Below are 15,620 nucleotides of genomic sequence, written 5' to 3' on the forward strand. Positions count from 1 at the left end.
ATGCAATGGAACACACTTGCCGAGCACCTGTTCGGCCCGGGCCACCAGATTCACGCCAACGGCGATTTCCTCGAAGGCCACGCCGTGTTCGATGGCCAGCCCCTCACCATCGTCGGCACCACGGGCCACGCGCCCATCGGCGTGCGGCTGGCCCTGGCCCAGGCCCGGGTGGTGCTGGAGACGGTCGGCGCGCACCCTGGCCGCCCCATCGTGCTGCTGATCGACACGCAGGGCCAGCAACTGCGCCGCCATGACGAGCTGCTGGGCATCAACCGCGCCATGGCCCACCTGGGCACCTGCATCGACCTGGCACGGCGCCGGGGCCACCGCGTCATCGGCCTGGTCTATGACCAGGCGCTGTCGGGCGGCTTCATCACCTCGGGCCTGATCGCCGATGCCTGCTACGCCCTGCCCGAGGCCGAGATCCGCGTGATGCGCATCCCCGCCATGTCGCGCATCACCAAGCTGCCCGAGTCCCTGCTCAATGCCCTGTCCGAGTCCAACCCGGTGTTCGCCCCCGGCGTGGGCAACTACGTGGCCATGGGCGGCGTGCGCGGCCTGTGGCAAGGCGATCTGCAGGCGGCGCTGCGCGACGCCCTGGCCCACAGCCCGCGCGAGGACATGCGCGCACTGGACGGCGCCGAGCGCGGCGGCCGCAAGCTGGCCGCCGAGGTGGTGCAGCGCGTCCTGGCCGCTGGATGAAGGCAGGCCGCAGCATGCTGGACACCCTGCACCGCCACCAGCTGGTGGACCTGGGCCCGCAGGCCTGGGCGGACCTGCTGGAACGCCCCTGGGATGCGCAGGCGCGCGAGATCCTCACGCACTGGCGCGACCATGCACTGCCGCTGGTGGTCGCGCGGCAGTCGGCCGACCATGCCGCAGCCGGCCTGATGGCGCTGGGCCTGCCTGCGCCCGGGCGCTGGCAGCGGCGGCGCATGGGCTTCGATGTGGCACGCGGCGCGGCCATGGGCACCCGCGAATTTCCCTCGCTGGATGGGCTGATGGCCTCGCACACGATCTCGTACTCGGCCTCGCCCCTCGCCACATACGGCGCCTTGCAGCACTGCCTGCGCGCTGCCGGGGCGACGGGCTTTGTCTTCGGCAGCCACGGGTGGCAGTGCATCACGGGCCTGCCCTATCTGCGGCCCGGCTCGGACATCGACCTCTGGGTTCCGGTCGATGGCGCCGAACAGGGCGATCGGCTGGCCAGCCTGCTGCAGGCCATGCCGCAGGACGGCCCGCGCGTGGATGCCGAGCTGGTGTTTCCCGGCGGCTGGGCCGTGGCCTGGCGCGAATGGGCCGCCTGGCGTGCAGGCAGGGTGCGATCGGTCCTGGTCAAGGGCCTGCACGGGGTGGCACTGCGTGAAGACCATGACTGGTGTGCGTCGGCTGCGGCGCCTGGAGTTCCTGCATGAAACCTGCACTTCTCCACCCGGCCCGGGCCTTGCCATCGACCGGGCATATCGGCCGCGCGGCCACGCTGGCCCTCTACGACGAGCTGTCGCTGACGCCCAAGCCCGGCCTGGTGACCCTGGTGGACCGCGGCAGCCATGACGACATGGATGCCCACAGCTTCATGCGCAGCCTGTTCGCGCTGCGCAGCTACTTCCCCAAAATGGCCCAGGCAGGCAGCCAGGGCGCATCGTTTCCCGTGCTGGAGCGCCTGGGCATCGAGGCGGAGCAGCGCATGCTGGCCGCCACCGGCGGCATCAACACCCACCGTGGCGCCGTCTTCATGCTGGGCCTGCTGTGCGCGGCCGGCGGCGCGGTGCTGGCCGAGCAGGCCTGCATTCCCGGCGCCGCATGGCTGCGCGAGGCCCTGTGCCGCCACTGGGGCGATGCGCTGCAGCAGCGCAGCCTGCGGGCCTCCGCCCTGCCCGGCGGCATCGCCGCGCGCCGCCACGGCCTGCGGGGCGCCTCGCAGGAGGCGGCCCTGGGTTTCCCCATCCTGTTCGACACCGCCGTGCCGGCGCTGGCCAGAGCGCATGCCAGCGGGCTGCCCGCTCCCTTGGCGCGGCTGGAGGCCCTGTTCCACATCATGGCGGTGCTGGACGACTGCAACATGGCCCACCGCGCGGGCATGCAGGGGCTGCGCCATGGCCAGGATGCCGCGCGGCGCTTTCTCCAGGCGGGCGGCTGCGCGCATCCCGAAGGCCTGTCCAGGGCGCAGGCCATTTGCGACGATTTCGTTGCGCGCCGCCTTTCACCGGGCGGCGCGGCCGATACCCTGGCGGCGGCCTGCTGGGTGCTGCGTGTCTGCGAGCGGCCATGAGCTTTGCACTGCTGTTTTCGGGCCAGGGTACGCAGCATCCCGCCATGCTCCCCTGGCTGGCGGACGATGCATGGACACAGGCAGTCTGCGAACAGCTGCAGGTTGCGCACTGGCGCGACAGGTTGGCGGATGCGCCGTGGGCCGAGTCCAACGCCGTGGCCCAGCCCCTGCTGGCAGGCCTGGCCATGGCCGCGTGGATGCAGCTGTCCCCGCAACTGCCCGCGCCTTCGGCCGTGGCGGGCTACAGCGTGGGGGAACTGCCCGCGTTCGGTGCCGCGGGCTCGCTGGATGCCTGCGACATCGTCGCCCTGGCCGCGCGCCGGGCGGCGGCCATGGACCGCTGCGCCCAGCAGATGCCCGGCGGCGGGCTGCTGGCCGTCAGCGGCCTGCCGCCCGCACGCATGGCCGCCCTGCTGGAGACGACCGGGCTGGCCGTGGCCATACGCAACGGGCCAGAGAGCCTCATCCTGGGCGGCCCCCATGCGGCGCTGGAGCAGGCGCAGGCGCAGGCGGTGCGCCAGGGCGCGCATGCCACCCGGCTGCGCGTGCAGGTGGCTTCCCACACCCCGTGGATGCGCCAGGCCGCCCAGGCCTTCGCACAGGACCTGGGCCAGGTGGCCGTGCACGCGCCCGCCGTGGCGCTGTTCAGCAACACGGCCCGGCGGGTGCGTGACGCCGCAGGCGCCCGGACGGCGCTGTCCGAGCAGATAGCGGGCACGGTGCACTGGGACGACTGCATGGACAGCATTGCCGCACGCCAGGTGCGGTGCGTTCTGGAAATCGGCCCCGGCCAGGCGCTGGCACGCCTGTGGAACCAGCGCCATCCGGACATTCCGGCCCGCTCCTGCGACGACTTCCGCAGCGCGGCGGCCATTGCCGGCTGGATAGGCCGGCACTGCGGGGACTGACGCCCCGGGGCCTTGCGCCTGAGCCTTTGCGCCGAAGCCTTTGCACCGGAGTTTTTTGCACCGGCTTCGTGACCCCCTTGATTTCTAGACCCAGGAGACAACCACCATGAGCCAAGACCTTGCACCGTCCCTTGCACCGTCCTATCCCCCATCTGCAGAGCTGGCCCGCAATGCGCGCGTGAGCGGGCGCGCCGCCTATGACCGGCTCGTCGCGGAGGCGGACGCCGACCCCCAGGCGTTCTGGGGCCGGCTCGCGCGTGAGTTCGTCGCGTGGAAGCGCCCGTTCACGCGCGTGCTCGATGAAAGCCGCGCCCCGTTCTACGAATGGTTCAATGACGGCACGCTCAACGCCAGCTGGAACTGCCTGGAGCGCAACATCCAGCGGGGGCTGGGCGAGCGCACGGCCCTCATCTTCGAAGCCGATGACGGCGCGGTGACGCAGGTGACCTATGCGCAGCTTCTCGCCAGGGTCAATCGCCTGGCCAACGCCCTGCGCAGCCTGGGCGTCGGTAAGGGCGACCGCGTCGTCATCTACATGGCCATGTCGATTGACGGCGTGGCCGCCATGCAGGCCTGTGCACGCATAGGTGCCATTCACTGCGTGGTGTTTGGCGGCTTCTCCGCCACGGCGCTGCGCGACCGCATCGCGGACACGGGGGCCTGCGCCGTCATCACGGCAGACCAGCAAGTGCGGGGAGGACGGCAATTGCCCCTCAAGAGCATCGTGGACGAGGCCCTGGCCCAGCCCGGCTGCGATCAGGTCCGCCACGTGCTGGTGGCACGGCGCACGGGCGGCGCCATCGCCATGCACCAGCCCCGGGACCTGTGGCTTGAAGAAATCACCGCAGCCCAGAGTGATGTCTGCGAACCGGAATGGGTGCAGGCCGAGCATCCGCTTTTCCTGCTCTACACCTCGGGCTCCACCGGAACCCCCAAGGGCGTCCAGCACGCCACGGGAGGCTATCTGCTGCATGCCGCCGTGACCTGCGCCTGGACCTTCGACCTGCAGCCCTCCGATGTCTTCTGGTGTACGGCGGACATCGGATGGGTGACCGGCCATACCTACATCGCCTACGGCCCGCTGGCGCTGGGCGCCACGCAGGTGGTGTTCGAGGGCGTACCCACCTACCCGGACGCGGGACGCTTCTGGAAAATGATCGAGGCCCATGGGGTGACGGTCTTCTACACGGCGCCCACGGCCATTCGCTCGCTGATCAAGGCCGCCGACGCCGATGCGCAGGTCCATCCCGCGCGCTACGACCTGGGCAGCCTACGCATCCTGGGGTCCGTGGGCGAGCCGATCAATCCCGCTGCCTGGCACTGGTACCACGAGCAGGTGGGCGGGGGCCGCTGCCCCATCGTCGATACGTTCTGGCAGACGGAGACGGGCGGGCACATGATCACGCCGCTGCCCGGAGCCACGGACCTCGTGCCCGGCTCCTGCACACTGGCCTTCCCGGGCATTGCCGCCGCCGTGGTGGACGAGGCCGGCAACGAGCTGCCCTGGGGCGACAGCGGCATCCTGGTGATCAAGCGCCCCTGGCCCTCCATGATCAGGAACATCTGGGGCCATCCCGAGCGGTTTGTCGCCAGCTACTTTCCCGAAGAATTCAAGGGCCGCTACTACCTGGCGGGAGACGGCGCGGTCCGCGATGCGCGCACCGGCTACTTCACCATCACCGGCCGCATCGACGATGTGCTCAACGTCAGCGGCCACCGCATGGGCACGATGGAGATCGAGTCCGCCCTGGTGGCCATGACCGACCTGGTGGCGGAGGCCGCCGTCGTGGGGCGGCCCGATGACACGACGGGAGAGGCCATATGCGCCTTCGTCGTCCTCAAGCGTTCGCGGCCCAGCGGCGCCGAGGCCGCCGACATCGCCAGGCTGCTGCGGGAGTGGGTGGCCAAGGAGATCGGGCCGATCGCCAAGCCCAGGGACATCCGGTTCGGGGACAACCTGCCCAAGACCCGCAGCGGCAAGATCATGCGGCGATTGCTGCGCAGCATTGCACGCGGCGAGCCCATCGTGCAGGACACCTCCACCCTGGAGAACCCGGCGATCCTGGAGCAGCTGTCACAGGCCTGCTGAAGGCCAGGCTGCAATCCACAAGCAATGCAGCCCTGTCAGGCCGCGAGGCCTGCAAGGCAGCCCGCCCGTTCAAGCTCCCAGATGTTGGAAAGCAGCTGCCGGGCACGTCCCTCGCCGGCGACGGGCGCGGCAAGCTCGATGAACTTGTCCTCCAGTTCCCCATCCGACAAAGGCAGCTCGGGATCGCCCTTGCGGTCCGGCTGGAACCAGCCATGGCGGCGGCCATCCCTGGTGACGATTTCCACGCGTGCCGATCTCTTGCCAGGGAAGGCCCGGTCGATTTGCGGGTCCACGGCCACCTGGACACGCCCAAGCAATGCGCGAACGGCGGGATCGGCCAGTCGCTCCGGGGTGTACGCCGAAAGCCGCACGCTGCCATGGACCAGGGCCGTGGCCACCACGAAACGAAGACTGAAGCGGGCTTCGTTTTCCGTCGCAGGATCGGTGTAGCAGGCGATATCCAGGGCCGGGCCATAGGTGGCCACGGCCACGCTGCAGATGTCGTCTGCCCGCAGGGCATGCTGGCTGCGCAAGGCCAGCGCGGCGTCGATGGCGGCGAACGTATGGCCGCAGCCGACGTGGTTCTTGAAGGTGAGCCGGGTGATGTGGAAGTCCCTGCCCAGCGTCGCACCGATGTCTGACCAGTCGGGCCCGTCGCTGACTGCGCGGCCCAGGCCCAGTTCTCCATCCAGCACGTCCAGCGATCCCGTCACCCCCTGGTGCGCAAGCTGCACGGCCAGCAGGCCGGCCTCCGCTGCGCGCCCGGCATGCAGGGGCTTGGACATCGAATCCATGCGAAATGCCTGCTGCAACCCGGCAGAGAAGGTGGCCGCCGTGGCCAGTGCATGGGCGAATTGCCCTGCATCCAGCCGCAGCGCATACCCTGCGGCAGCCGCTGCCCCGAAGACGCCCACGGTGCCGGTGTTGTGCCAGAAGCGGTAGTGGGCCCGGCCCAGGGTCACGCCGATGCGGGTGGAGACCTCATAGCCCAGCACCACGGCACGCAGGAAGTCCAGGCCACTGGCCCCTGCCTGCTGGCTTGCCGCCAACGCCGCCGCAATGGTTGCGGCCCCGGGGTGGTACATGGCATCGCGGAAGCTGTCGTCCACCTCGGCGGCATGGGCCGCCGAACCGTTGAACAGTGCCGCCGCCCGCGCCGTGGCCATGCGGCCGTTTCCAAGCCGGCAGGACCCGCGGTCCAGATCCTCGGCAAGCACCTGCTCCAACTGTGCAAGAGGGGCCGCGCCCAGCCCCGGGAACAAAGCGGCATACCAGTCGATTACGGCACGCTTGGCATGGTGGATGACGGCTTCGGGAAGCTCGGTACGGTGGTATTGAGCGGCAAACTGCCCGAACACTTCGGTCGCATGCATGCGTGGTCTCCTTGGATTGGCCCTCAATGAGGCCGTCTTTTTTTGGAAGAAATGTGCAGTACCTGGCACCCTCAGGCCAGAACCAGCACACCATCGGCCGCGCACACGCCCTGGCCCTGCGGCAGCACGAACACCGGGTTGATCTCCGCTTCGATCACGCGGTCGCCAAGCCGGGCGGCCATTGCAGAGAACGCGACGATGGCATGGGCCAGCGCATCGACATCGGCCCTGGGCCGGCCGCGAAAGCCGTCCAGCAGCGGCCAGGTCTTGAGCTCCCTGGCCATCTCCAGGGCGTCAGACAGGCTCAGCACCCCCAGCTGTGAGCCGTCGTCCGGCAGCAACCGCAGCGTGGTGTCCTGGAACAGCTCGGCCGTCACGCCTCCCATGCCCAGCATCACGGCGGTGCCCAGCGCATCCTTGTGCAGGCCAAGAATCAGCTCGGTGCCACCGGCCACCATCTGCTGCACCAGGAACCGGTCCGGGCGCACGCCCGCCCGGGCCTGCACGTCGGCCACCATCGCGCCCAACCGGGCACCTATGGTTTGCGCAGTCAGGCCGACGGCGACACCGCCCACATCACTCTTGTGCGTGATCCGGGACGAAAGGATCTTGAGCACCACCCGGCCGCCCAGTTCGCGCGCGGCGGCTTCGGCCTCTTCGGCGGTGCGCACCACACGCTCGGCCGCGCACGGCACGCCGAAACGGCGGAAAACGGCCTTGGCCTGCGCTTCATCGAGACAGCCGACGGGCAGGTCCAGTTCCTGCAGGGTGTCCTTGCCGACGACCAGCTCGGAAGGCGCACCCTGGAAGCCGTTGACGCGCAGCATGCCCGCCAGTGCGGCGGTGCAGCTTTCCGCCGCCGCGAAGGCCGGCACGCCGCGTTGCGTGAGCAGCGCGCCGATTTCCGGCGCATGCGGGCTGACGTAGGCCAGCACCGGCTTGTCGGAGTGGGGCAGGCAGTCCTGGATGGCGCCGGCCAGCAATTCAGGCATGGCCAGGCTGGAGGAGCCGACGATGATCACCAGCGCGTCGTAGCTGGGGCTTGCCAGCAAGGCATTGATGGCGCCGCGCAGCAGGTCGGGACGCAGGCCCGCCAGGGTCACGTCGATGGGGTTGCGGTCCAGCACAGCCTCGCTGCCGGTCTGCAGCGCGCGCAGTGCGTCGGCGGTCGCTTGGTCAGGGGCCGGCGTGTCGAATCCGGCCACGCCCAGATCGTCCGACACCAGGGTGCCCGCACCGCCGGTGGACGTCAGGATGGCGATGCGCCTGCCGCGCAGCCTGCGGCCCGTGGCCAGCGCAGCGGGCACGTCCAGCAGGTCGGCAAAGCTTTGCGCACGGATCACGCCGACCTGCCGGAACAGCGCGTCGTACATGCGATCCGCACCGGCCATGGCGCCCGTGTGCGATACGGCGGCCTTGGCGCCGGCCTCGGAGCGGCCGATCTTGAAGGCCACCACGGGCTTTCCGGCACGCGCGGCCTTCAGGCAGGCGGCACGGAACCTGGCGGGATGGCGCACCGTCTCCACATACAGCGCGATCACCTTGGTGGCCGGGTCATCGGCCAGGTGGTCTATGAAGTCAGCCAGTTCCAGATCGACTTCGTTGCTGGTGGAGATGAGCTTGGACAGGCCGATGCCACGCGCGGCGGCGCGCGACAGCAGCGAGCCCAGAATGCCGCCGCTTTGCGAGACGACGCCGATGCCTCCGACGGGGAACTCGTCCATCTCCAGCGCGCCCGAGGGCGACAGCACGATCCGGTCGGTCAGGTTGACCAGCCCGATGGTGTTGGGCCCCAGCAGGCGCATGCTGCCGGCCGCCTCGATCAGCTGCCGCTGGCGGTGCGCCCCGTCCTCGCCCGTTTCCGTATAGCCGCTGGCCAGCACGATGGCTGCCGCGCAGCCCAGCGCCGACAGCTCCCTGACGGCCTGGTGCGCACGCTCGGCGCCCAGCAGCACGACGGCCACATCGGGCACTTCAGGCAACGAGGCCACATCGGGATAGCAGGCCAGATCGCCGATGCGCTCCACGCGCGGATTGACGGGCAGAATGCGGCCGGCAAACCCGTGCTTTTGCAGGTAGGCCACCGGGCGACCCGTGGTTTTCTTCAGGTCGGCAGAGGCGCCTATGACGGCGACACTGCGCGGCGACAGCAGCTTGGCAATGGCTTCGCTCATGGCATCACTCCTTGCCGGCCGTCTTGGCCAGGAAGGCCTCCACCGATGCGCGGTGTTCACTGCTGGTGTAGCAGATGCCCTGGGCCTGGCTGCCCTGGGCGAAGACATCGTGCGAAGACAGCTCGAAGCTCTGGTTCAGGATGGTCTTGGTCAATGCCAGCGCGGTGGCAGAAGCCGAGGACAGCTCGCGCGCCCAGGCCTGGGCGTCTGCCACCAAGGTCTCGGCACTGGCCTGGCGGTCCACGATGCCCAGGGCCAGGGCTTCCGGCAGCTTGACCTGGCGGCCGGTGAAGATCAGCTCCTTGGCCTTGGCCAGGCCCACACGGCGCGGCAGGAAGTACATGCCGCCGCCGTCCGGGATGATGCCGCGCAGCACATAGCTCCACGCGAAGCTGGCCCATTCGCTGGCGATCACGAAGTCGCAGGCCAGCGCCGTGTCTGCCCCCAGGCCCGACGCTGCGCCGTTGACGGCGGCGATCACGGGCTTGGGCATGGTGTGCAGCAGGGCCTGGACATGGTGCACGCGCTGCTGGCGCTGCCAGCCGTTGAAGCCCACCTCGCCCGCGGGAGCATTCATGCGCCTTTGCATTCCGGCGATGTCCCCGCCTGCGCAAAATCCCTTGCCCGCGCCTGTCAGCACCAGGGCCTTGATGGCCTTGTCTGCCGCCACGCGCTCCAGGGCATCAATGAACTCGGTGCGCATGTCGTCACTCATGGCGTTGCGCTTGTCGGGGCGGTTCAGGGTCACGGTCGCCACCGCGTCGGCGACATTCAGTTGGATCAGTTCGTAGTTCATGGCGTGCTTTGAAAGCGATCGCAGGCCGTGCGATCAATCGGGATGGATGTTGTTTTGCTTGACGATCTGCGCCCAGCGCTTTTCCTCGGCCTGCACATAGGTGTCCAGTTCCGCCGCAGGTCCGGCATTGACCATCAGGCCCTCGTGCTCCAGCTTGCGAACGAAGTCCGGCGAGCGGGCCGCCTTGCGGGCTGCGGCGTTCAGGCGATCGATCACGGCAGCGGGCGTGGCGGCCGGCGCGTACAGGCCATACCAGCTCTCGACGCGGTAGCCCGGGACGGTGACGGCAATGGGTGGCACGTTCTTGAAGGCCGCAGACGGCTCGGCCGTGGTGACACCCAGCACGCGCAGCTTGCCGTTGTCGATGAAGGTGGATACCGCCGCCGCCGTGGCAAACATCATGTCCACCTGCCCGCCCATGAGATCGGTGAGCGCCGGGCCTGCGCCGCGGTAGGGCACATGGGTGAGCCGGACCTTGGCAAGGTTGGCGAACAGCTCACCCGCCAGATGCGCCGAAGTCCCGGCGCCCTGCGAGGCATAGGTCAGCTTGTCGGGACTGGCCTTGGCGGCGGCCATCACGTCCGCCACCGTCTTGTACGGGCTGGCGGCGGGCACCACCAGCACGTTGGGGCCGCGGCCGATCAGGATCACCGGGGCAAAGGCCTTGTTGCTCCCGTACGGCAGCTTGGCCTGCAACGCCGGATTGACGGCGTGCGCGAACGAAGCCACGACCACGGAATATCCGTCCGGCGCACTCTTGGCAACGTTGTCGGTGCCGATGATCGTGCCGGCACCGGGCTTGTTGTCCACGATGACGGGCTGGCCCAGGTCCTTGGCCATCTCGGCCCCCAGCGTGCGGGCGATCAGGTCCGTTCCACCGCCTGGCGCAAAGGGCACGACGAGGCGCACGGGCTTTTCGGGGAATGCTGCAGATGCTGCGCTGCAGACAGTCGCGAGCACGGCAATGAACGCAATGGCCCTTGCACAACGGCGGGCGGCGAAACTGGGCATGGTGTGTCTCCTGGTTCTATGGACAGAGGTCCGGTCACTGCGCCAGCGTTGCGATGACGTTGGCGACTGGCTTGTGAAAGCTTAGGGAAACGCACTGCACTTGTGACCCCCCATATTCCAACCAGTGAAATTCCAAAGCGAGCGCGTCAGAGCCTGCGGCTGCATTTCCCTTGCATTCGGTGGAATACTTGGCTTCCATCAGGCGCCCGTACCCGGGCAGGAAGAACACAGCTTTCGACATCGGGGCAAGCGCGTCCTCCCACCAGCGGCAGCAGCATGACGAACAGGCGATCCCCCATCCTCCATGACAAGCCGGGACAGTCCCCGAGCAACCGCTCCCTGGAAAGAGGCGTCGAAATACTGCGTGCGTTCAGGCCCGGCTCGGAACTGCTGGGCAACAGCGACCTGGCGGAACGCACCGGCCTGTCCAAGGCCACGGTCACCCGGCTGACGCAGACCCTGGTGGGCTGCGGCATGCTGCAGGCCGACCACCCGAGCCGGGCCTTTCGCCTGGCCCCGGCGGTCCTGAGCCTGGCGCACGCCATGCGCACGGGCTCGACGGTGCTGTCGATCGCGGCGCCCCTGATGCGCACCCTCGCCGAGACACGCCGGATCAACGTGGGCCTGGCATGTCCCGACAGGGACGAGATGGTCTACCTGGAATCCATCCGCTACAACCGCCGGATCGTGCTCAGGCATGTGGTCTCGGGCCAGCGTGTTCCCATGGAACTGACATCACTGGGGCGTGCCTACCTGGCGGCGGCGCCCTCGGCCAGGCGCAAGGCCTTGCTCGACAGCTTCAGGCTCAAGAGGGGCGCCCAATGGCCTGCGCTGGAGCAGCAGATCCAGGCGGCGATCAAGTCCGTGAAAAGCCAAGGCTTCTGCGCCGCATCGTGGCAGCCGGAAGTGGTTGCGCTGGCCACGCCGCTGGTGACACCCGATGCCATCTATGTCCTGAACTGCAGCGTCTCCACCACGGAGCCTTTGCCGGCCATCGTGCAGGAGCTGCACCCGGCCTTGCTGCAACTGGGCCGGCAGATTGAAAGCCTGCTGGAAAAACTGTAATGCTCTCCCAGCAATATGCGCCCACCGCTGGCAAGCAGGGTTTCCAAAAATCGCTCAGACTAGGCACAAACGACTTTTGGCACTCCAAAAATGAGTGCAACCGTCTGAAAAACCCACGGAACTTTGGCTTTAGCACTCGGTCATAACGAGTGCTAATATGAAGGAATGGAAGAAAGGAACTCTGCAATGACAAACGCCTCCGGCTCCATTGCGACCACCTTGGCACCCGCTAACCCCTGGGCCCTGGTGCCGCCTCTGGGCAATCTGGATGCCTACATTTCCGCGGTCAACCGCCTGCCCATGCTCACCCTTGAGGAAGAGCAGGACTACGCCCGCAAGCTCAAAGAACACAGCGACCTGGACGCCGCAGGGCGTCTGGTGATGTCCCACCTGCGTCTGGTGGTGTCCATCTCGCGCCAGTACCTGGGCTACGGCCTGCCGCACGGCGACCTGATCCAGGAAGGCAACGTGGGCCTGATGAAGGCCGTCAAGCGCTTCGACCCCGATCAGAACGTGCGCCTGGTGAGCTATGCCATGCACTGGATCAAGGCCGAGATCCACGAGTACATCCTGAAGAACTGGCGCATGGTCAAGGTCGCCACGACCAAGGCCCAGCGCAAGCTGTTCTTCAACCTGCGTTCCATGAAGCAGGGCCTGAAGTCCGACGCCGCCATGGCCGAGGACGGCGCCATGCTGCGTGACACGCTGACCTCGGGCGAGATCGACGCCGTGGCAGAGAAGCTCAACGTCAAGCGCGAAGAAGTCATGGAGATGGAAACGCGCCTGGCCGGTGGCGACGTGCTGCTGGACCCCTCGCCCAGCGACGATGGCGAGCAGGCCTTCGGCCCCATCGCCTACCTGGCCGATGGTGCACACGAACCCACGGCCATGATCGAGTCGCGCCAGCGCGACCACCTGGCCACCGACGGCATTGCCATGGCGCTGGATTCGCTGGACGACCGCAGCCGCCGCATCGTCGAGGAGCGCTGGCTCAAGGTCAACGACGACGGCTCGGGCGGCATGACGCTGCATGAGCTGGCCGCCGTGTACGGTGTCAGCGCCGAGCGCATCCGCCAGATCGAGGTGGCTGCCATGAAGAAGATGAAGAAGGCCCTGGCCGAGTTCGCCTGATGGCCTGACGGCCTGGGCTGACAGGCCGCTTCACGACAAACCCGGATAATCTCCGGGTTTTTTATTGCCCGCAGCCTTTGCGGCCCCCACGTACCCCATGCCCGCCAGCGCCATCTCGCCACTACGCCGCCTCTTCGCCAATGCCTTGGCCACCGCCCTGGCTTCGGCCCTGCTGCCTTGCGCTGCCGTGGCGGGCGATAACTGGCCCAGCAAGCCGCTGCACCTGATCGTCGGCTTTCCCGCAGGATCTTCCCCGGACCTCACGGCGCGCGCACTGGCCGAGCCGCTGGAAAAGCGCCTGGGCCAGCCCGTCATCGTCGAGAACAAGGTGGGCGCCGGCGGCAACATCGCAGGCGAGCAGGTGGCCCGTGCGCGCGACGGCCATACCTTCAGCGTGATGATCAACGGCAACCTGACGATTGCCCGCCTGCTCAACCCCGCCGTGCGCTACGACCCTGTGAAGGACCTGCAGCCCGTCAGCCTGATCGGCGTGGCGCCCCTGGTGCTGGTGGCTCCGGCTGGCGCGCCCGAGGGCCGCGCTTTCCTGGAGGCCGCGGCCCAGGCCGGCAGCCGCTGGAGCTACGGCTCCCCTGGCGTGGGCACGGTGGGCCACCTGGGCATGGAGCTGCTCAAGAGCCGCTCCGCGCTCAGGCCCGAACACATTCCCTACCCCGGCTATCCGCAGGTGTTCAACGCCATCCAGGGCGGCGACCTGCAGCTGTCCATGCTGCCGCCCGCACTGGCCATGGCCCAGGTGCAGGCCGGCAAGCTGCGCGGCGTGGCCGTGACCTCGGCCGCGCGCAGCCCGCTGGCGCCGGGACTGCCCAGCCTCAAGGAGCTGGGCGTGGGGGATTTCGATCTGGAGATCTGGAACGCCGTGGCCGCGCCCAAGGCCATGCCCGCCGCCCATGTGCAGAAGCTGGCCGAAGCGGTCAGCGAGATCGTGCGCTCGCCCGAGATGCGTGCACGCCTGGCCGCCCAGGGCTGGCAGGCTGTCGGCAGCTCGCCCGAGGGCCTGGCCCTGCGCATACGCCAGGACGTGACGGCACTGGGCCGCATCATCCGCGAACAGGGAATCCACGCGCAATGACGTGCTCGATCACACTGCCATGACCGCTGCCCAAGCCTTCACCGAACTCAACGCCTGGCAGGTCATGGCCTGGGGCCTGCTCTTCTTCGGCGTGCTGTACACGGCCGGCGGCTGGTGCATGACGGCGCTCACGCGCTGGCTGCAGCGGCGCGGCGTGGGCCGCGTGCTGGACACGCGCCCGCTCAAGCCCGACCAGTTGCGCCGCGAATGGCGCCAGTCGCTGCATTCGGTGCTGATCTTCGGCATCGGCATGATCGTGCCCTGGGGCCTTCTGCAATTGGGGTGGGCGCGGCTAGAGCCCGATGCAGGCCCCTGGCGCATTGCCATCGAAATCGTGGTGCTGCTGATCTGGAACGATGTGCATTTCTGGATCAACCACCGCCTGCTGCATACGCGGCTGCTGGGGCGCTTTCATGGTGACCACCACCGCTCCATCGTCACCACGCCGTGGTCCACCTACAGCTTCCATCCCATCGAGGCGCTGATGCTGGGCAACGTCATCCTGCTGCCCATGGTGGTGCATGACTTCAGCTTCTGGTCGCTCGCCTCGGTGCCGGTACTCAGCCTGCTGCTGAACGTCATAGGCCACTCCAACTATGACTTCTTTCCCGGGGTGTCCGACACGCATGCGCTGGCCGCCAGCCGGCGCCACCATCTGCACCATGCCCGGCCCAATGGCAACTACGGCTTTGCGCTGGCCTTCATGGACCGGCTGATGCGCACGCGCGTGGCACTGCCCGCCACGGCCCGGCCCAGGACGGAATGAGCCGACCGCCTGCTCGCCACGTCCAGCCCCGGCTGCCCCGGCTGCGCCACTGGCGCGACCTGCAGTCGCTGGCCTATCTGGTGGCGCTGCCGCTGATCGTGTGGTGGCAGTGGCAGCACGGCTGGAACCTGTGGCTCTACGGGATCGAGCTGTTCCTCACGCTGGGCGTGGGCGTCATCCACCACAACCACACGCATTTGCGCATGTGGCGCGGGCGCTGGGCCAACCGCTTCACCGACTACTGGCTGACCCTGCTGCAGGGCCACCCGACCTTTGTGTTCTGGCCCGCCCATGTGGCCAACCACCACCGCTTCCGCCACGGCCCGCGCGACATGGCACGCACCTACCGCTTCGGCGGCGACCACAACCATCTGCTGGGCTACCTGCTCCACCCGCTGCAGGCCGGCTGGGTGCTGTACCCGCTGTTCCTGCGCTGGCTGGGCCAGCTGCGGCGGCATTGGCCCGGCGCTTTTCGCTACTGCATGGGCCAGTACCTGCTGTGGCTGGGCAGTTGGGCACTGCTGCTGTCGCTGGATTGGCAGAAGGCCTTGCTGCTGGTGATCGTTCCCCAGCTGCATGGCCTGCACTGGCTGCTGGCCACCAACTACCTGCAGCACGCCCATGCCGATGGCCGGCCGCTGACGCGCGGCCAGCGGATGGACAGCGCCACGCCACTGAACTACGCGCGCAACTTCGAGGGCTGGGTCAATCCGCTGCTGTTCAACATCGGCCTGCACACGGCCCACCACGAGCGGCCCCAGGCCCACTGGTCCGAGCTCACGCGCCTGCACAGCGAACACTACCGCCAGCGCGTGGCCCCTGCGCTCAACGAAGGCGGACTGCTACCCTACATGGCCCGCGTCTTCGTGCTCGGCACGGTCTGGCCGCCGGCGCGCACGCGTGCGCAAATGCCTCCCGGAACATACGACTGATACGACCCTGAAC

14 protein-coding genes are annotated in these 15,620 nt (G+C 68.4%); 10 read left to right on the forward strand and 4 right to left on the reverse strand.

Annotation, left to right across the window (positions count from 1 at the left end; translation table 11 throughout):
• The 5 genes from IB269_RS10570 to acs all read left to right on the forward strand — a co-directional run bounded on the left by IB269_RS10570 (window position 1) and on the right by acs (window position 5,269).
• The gene (locus IB269_RS10570; protein WP_097203377.1) at window positions 1-702 is read left to right on the forward strand and encodes a biotin-independent malonate decarboxylase subunit gamma; all 702 of its coding nucleotides are present in this window, start codon (window positions 1-3) and stop codon (window positions 700-702) included.
• 14 nt (window positions 703-716) lie between these two features.
• Window positions 717-1,415: a malonate decarboxylase holo-[acyl-carrier-protein] synthase gene (gene mdcG / locus IB269_RS10575; RefSeq protein ID WP_225614083.1), complete on the forward strand. Its 699-nt coding sequence runs from the start codon at window positions 717-719 to the stop codon at window positions 1,413-1,415.
• Window positions 1,412-2,272, forward strand: coding sequence for a triphosphoribosyl-dephospho-CoA synthase MdcB (gene mdcB / locus IB269_RS10580; protein ID WP_192367124.1), 861 nt, complete (start codon window positions 1,412-1,414; stop codon window positions 2,270-2,272). Before mdcG ends, mdcB begins: the two co-directional genes overlap by 4 nt.
• The gene (locus IB269_RS10585; protein ID WP_192367125.1) at window positions 2,269-3,180 is read left to right on the forward strand and encodes an acyltransferase domain-containing protein; all 912 of its coding nucleotides are present in this window, start codon (window positions 2,269-2,271) and stop codon (window positions 3,178-3,180) included. Before mdcB ends, IB269_RS10585 begins: the two co-directional genes overlap by 4 nt.
• Window positions 3,181-3,286: 106 nt before the next feature.
• On the forward strand, window positions 3,287-5,269 hold the full coding sequence (gene acs / locus IB269_RS10590; RefSeq protein WP_192367126.1) for an acetate--CoA ligase: 1,983 nt from the start codon (window positions 3,287-3,289) through the stop codon (window positions 5,267-5,269).
• 35 nt (window positions 5,270-5,304) lie between these two features.
• On the opposite strand, the gene IB269_RS10595 is transcribed toward acs, so the two are convergent.
• The 4 genes from IB269_RS10595 to IB269_RS10610 form a co-directional block, all read right to left on the reverse strand.
• Window positions 5,305-6,642, reverse strand: coding sequence for an MmgE/PrpD family protein (locus IB269_RS10595; protein WP_192367127.1), 1,338 nt, complete (start codon window positions 6,640-6,642; stop codon window positions 5,305-5,307).
• Between the two features lie 71 nt (window positions 6,643-6,713).
• Entirely contained in the window at window positions 6,714-8,816 is a 2,103-nt protein-coding gene (locus tag IB269_RS10600) for an acetate--CoA ligase family protein (protein ID WP_192367128.1), read from the reverse strand.
• A 4-nt stretch (window positions 8,817-8,820) separates the two neighbouring features.
• The gene (locus IB269_RS10605) at window positions 8,821-9,612 is read right to left on the reverse strand and encodes an enoyl-CoA hydratase/isomerase family protein (protein WP_192367129.1); all 792 of its coding nucleotides are present in this window, start codon (window positions 9,610-9,612) and stop codon (window positions 8,821-8,823) included.
• A 33-nt stretch (window positions 9,613-9,645) separates the two neighbouring features.
• The gene (locus IB269_RS10610) at window positions 9,646-10,623 is read right to left on the reverse strand and encodes a tripartite tricarboxylate transporter substrate binding protein (RefSeq protein WP_192367130.1); all 978 of its coding nucleotides are present in this window, start codon (window positions 10,621-10,623) and stop codon (window positions 9,646-9,648) included.
• A 276-nt stretch (window positions 10,624-10,899) separates the two neighbouring features.
• Here IB269_RS10610 and IB269_RS10615 point away from each other — a divergent pair, with 276 nt between their 5' ends.
• The 5 genes from IB269_RS10615 to IB269_RS10635 all read left to right on the forward strand — a co-directional run bounded on the left by IB269_RS10615 (window position 10,900) and on the right by IB269_RS10635 (window position 15,607).
• Window positions 10,900-11,688, forward strand: a complete 789-nt coding sequence (locus tag IB269_RS10615) for an IclR family transcriptional regulator (protein ID WP_034390686.1) — start codon at window positions 10,900-10,902, stop codon at window positions 11,686-11,688.
• Between the two features lie 186 nt (window positions 11,689-11,874).
• Window positions 11,875-12,819 (forward strand): RNA polymerase sigma factor RpoH, encoded by a 945-nt coding sequence (rpoH, locus tag IB269_RS10620; RefSeq protein WP_012203622.1) that lies wholly within the window; start codon window positions 11,875-11,877, stop codon window positions 12,817-12,819.
• Between the two features lie 97 nt (window positions 12,820-12,916).
• The gene (locus IB269_RS10625; RefSeq protein ID WP_034390683.1) at window positions 12,917-13,909 is read left to right on the forward strand and encodes a Bug family tripartite tricarboxylate transporter substrate binding protein; all 993 of its coding nucleotides are present in this window, start codon (window positions 12,917-12,919) and stop codon (window positions 13,907-13,909) included.
• A gap of 19 nt (window positions 13,910-13,928) precedes the next feature.
• Window positions 13,929-14,675, forward strand: coding sequence for a sterol desaturase family protein (locus tag IB269_RS10630; RefSeq protein ID WP_192367131.1), 747 nt, complete (start codon window positions 13,929-13,931; stop codon window positions 14,673-14,675).
• Window positions 14,672-15,607 (forward strand): fatty acid desaturase, encoded by a 936-nt coding sequence (locus IB269_RS10635; RefSeq protein WP_192367132.1) that lies wholly within the window; start codon window positions 14,672-14,674, stop codon window positions 15,605-15,607. The genes IB269_RS10630 and IB269_RS10635 overlap by 4 nt, the downstream gene beginning before the upstream one ends.
• Window positions 15,608-15,620 lie beyond the last annotated feature (13 nt).

The organism is Delftia sp. DLF01, from assembly GCF_014852125.1.
Lineage (GTDB): Bacteria > Pseudomonadota > Gammaproteobacteria > Burkholderiales > Burkholderiaceae_C > Comamonas > Comamonas acidovorans.

Bases quoted from the DNA above. Each gene is read 5' to 3' on its own strand.
- acs (WP_192367126.1), top strand. From the start codon at position 3,287: ATGAGCCAAGACCTTGCACCGTCCCTTGCACCGTCCTATCCCCCATCT.
- IB269_RS10610 (WP_192367130.1), bottom strand. From the start codon at position 10,623: ATGCCCAGTTTCGCCGCCCGCCGTTGTGCAAGGGCCATTGCGTTCATT.
- IB269_RS10600 (WP_192367128.1), bottom strand. From the start codon at position 8,816: ATGAGCGAAGCCATTGCCAAGCTGCTGTCGCCGCGCAGTGTCGCCGTC.
- rpoH (WP_012203622.1), top strand. From the start codon at position 11,875: ATGACAAACGCCTCCGGCTCCATTGCGACCACCTTGGCACCCGCTAAC.
- IB269_RS10615 (WP_034390686.1), top strand. From the start codon at position 10,900: ATGACGAACAGGCGATCCCCCATCCTCCATGACAAGCCGGGACAGTCC.
- IB269_RS10605 (WP_192367129.1), bottom strand. From the start codon at position 9,612: ATGAACTACGAACTGATCCAACTGAATGTCGCCGACGCGGTGGCGACC.
- IB269_RS10585 (WP_192367125.1), top strand. From the start codon at position 2,269: ATGAGCTTTGCACTGCTGTTTTCGGGCCAGGGTACGCAGCATCCCGCC.
- IB269_RS10635 (WP_192367132.1), top strand. From the start codon at position 14,672: ATGAGCCGACCGCCTGCTCGCCACGTCCAGCCCCGGCTGCCCCGGCTG.
- IB269_RS10595 (WP_192367127.1), bottom strand. From the start codon at position 6,642: ATGCATGCGACCGAAGTGTTCGGGCAGTTTGCCGCTCAATACCACCGT.
- IB269_RS10625 (WP_034390683.1), top strand. From the start codon at position 12,917: ATGCCCGCCAGCGCCATCTCGCCACTACGCCGCCTCTTCGCCAATGCC.
- IB269_RS10570 (WP_097203377.1), top strand. From the start codon at position 1: ATGCAATGGAACACACTTGCCGAGCACCTGTTCGGCCCGGGCCACCAG.
- mdcB (WP_192367124.1), top strand. From the start codon at position 1,412: ATGAAACCTGCACTTCTCCACCCGGCCCGGGCCTTGCCATCGACCGGG.
- IB269_RS10630 (WP_192367131.1), top strand. From the start codon at position 13,929: ATGACCGCTGCCCAAGCCTTCACCGAACTCAACGCCTGGCAGGTCATG.
- mdcG (WP_225614083.1), top strand. From the start codon at position 717: ATGCTGGACACCCTGCACCGCCACCAGCTGGTGGACCTGGGCCCGCAG.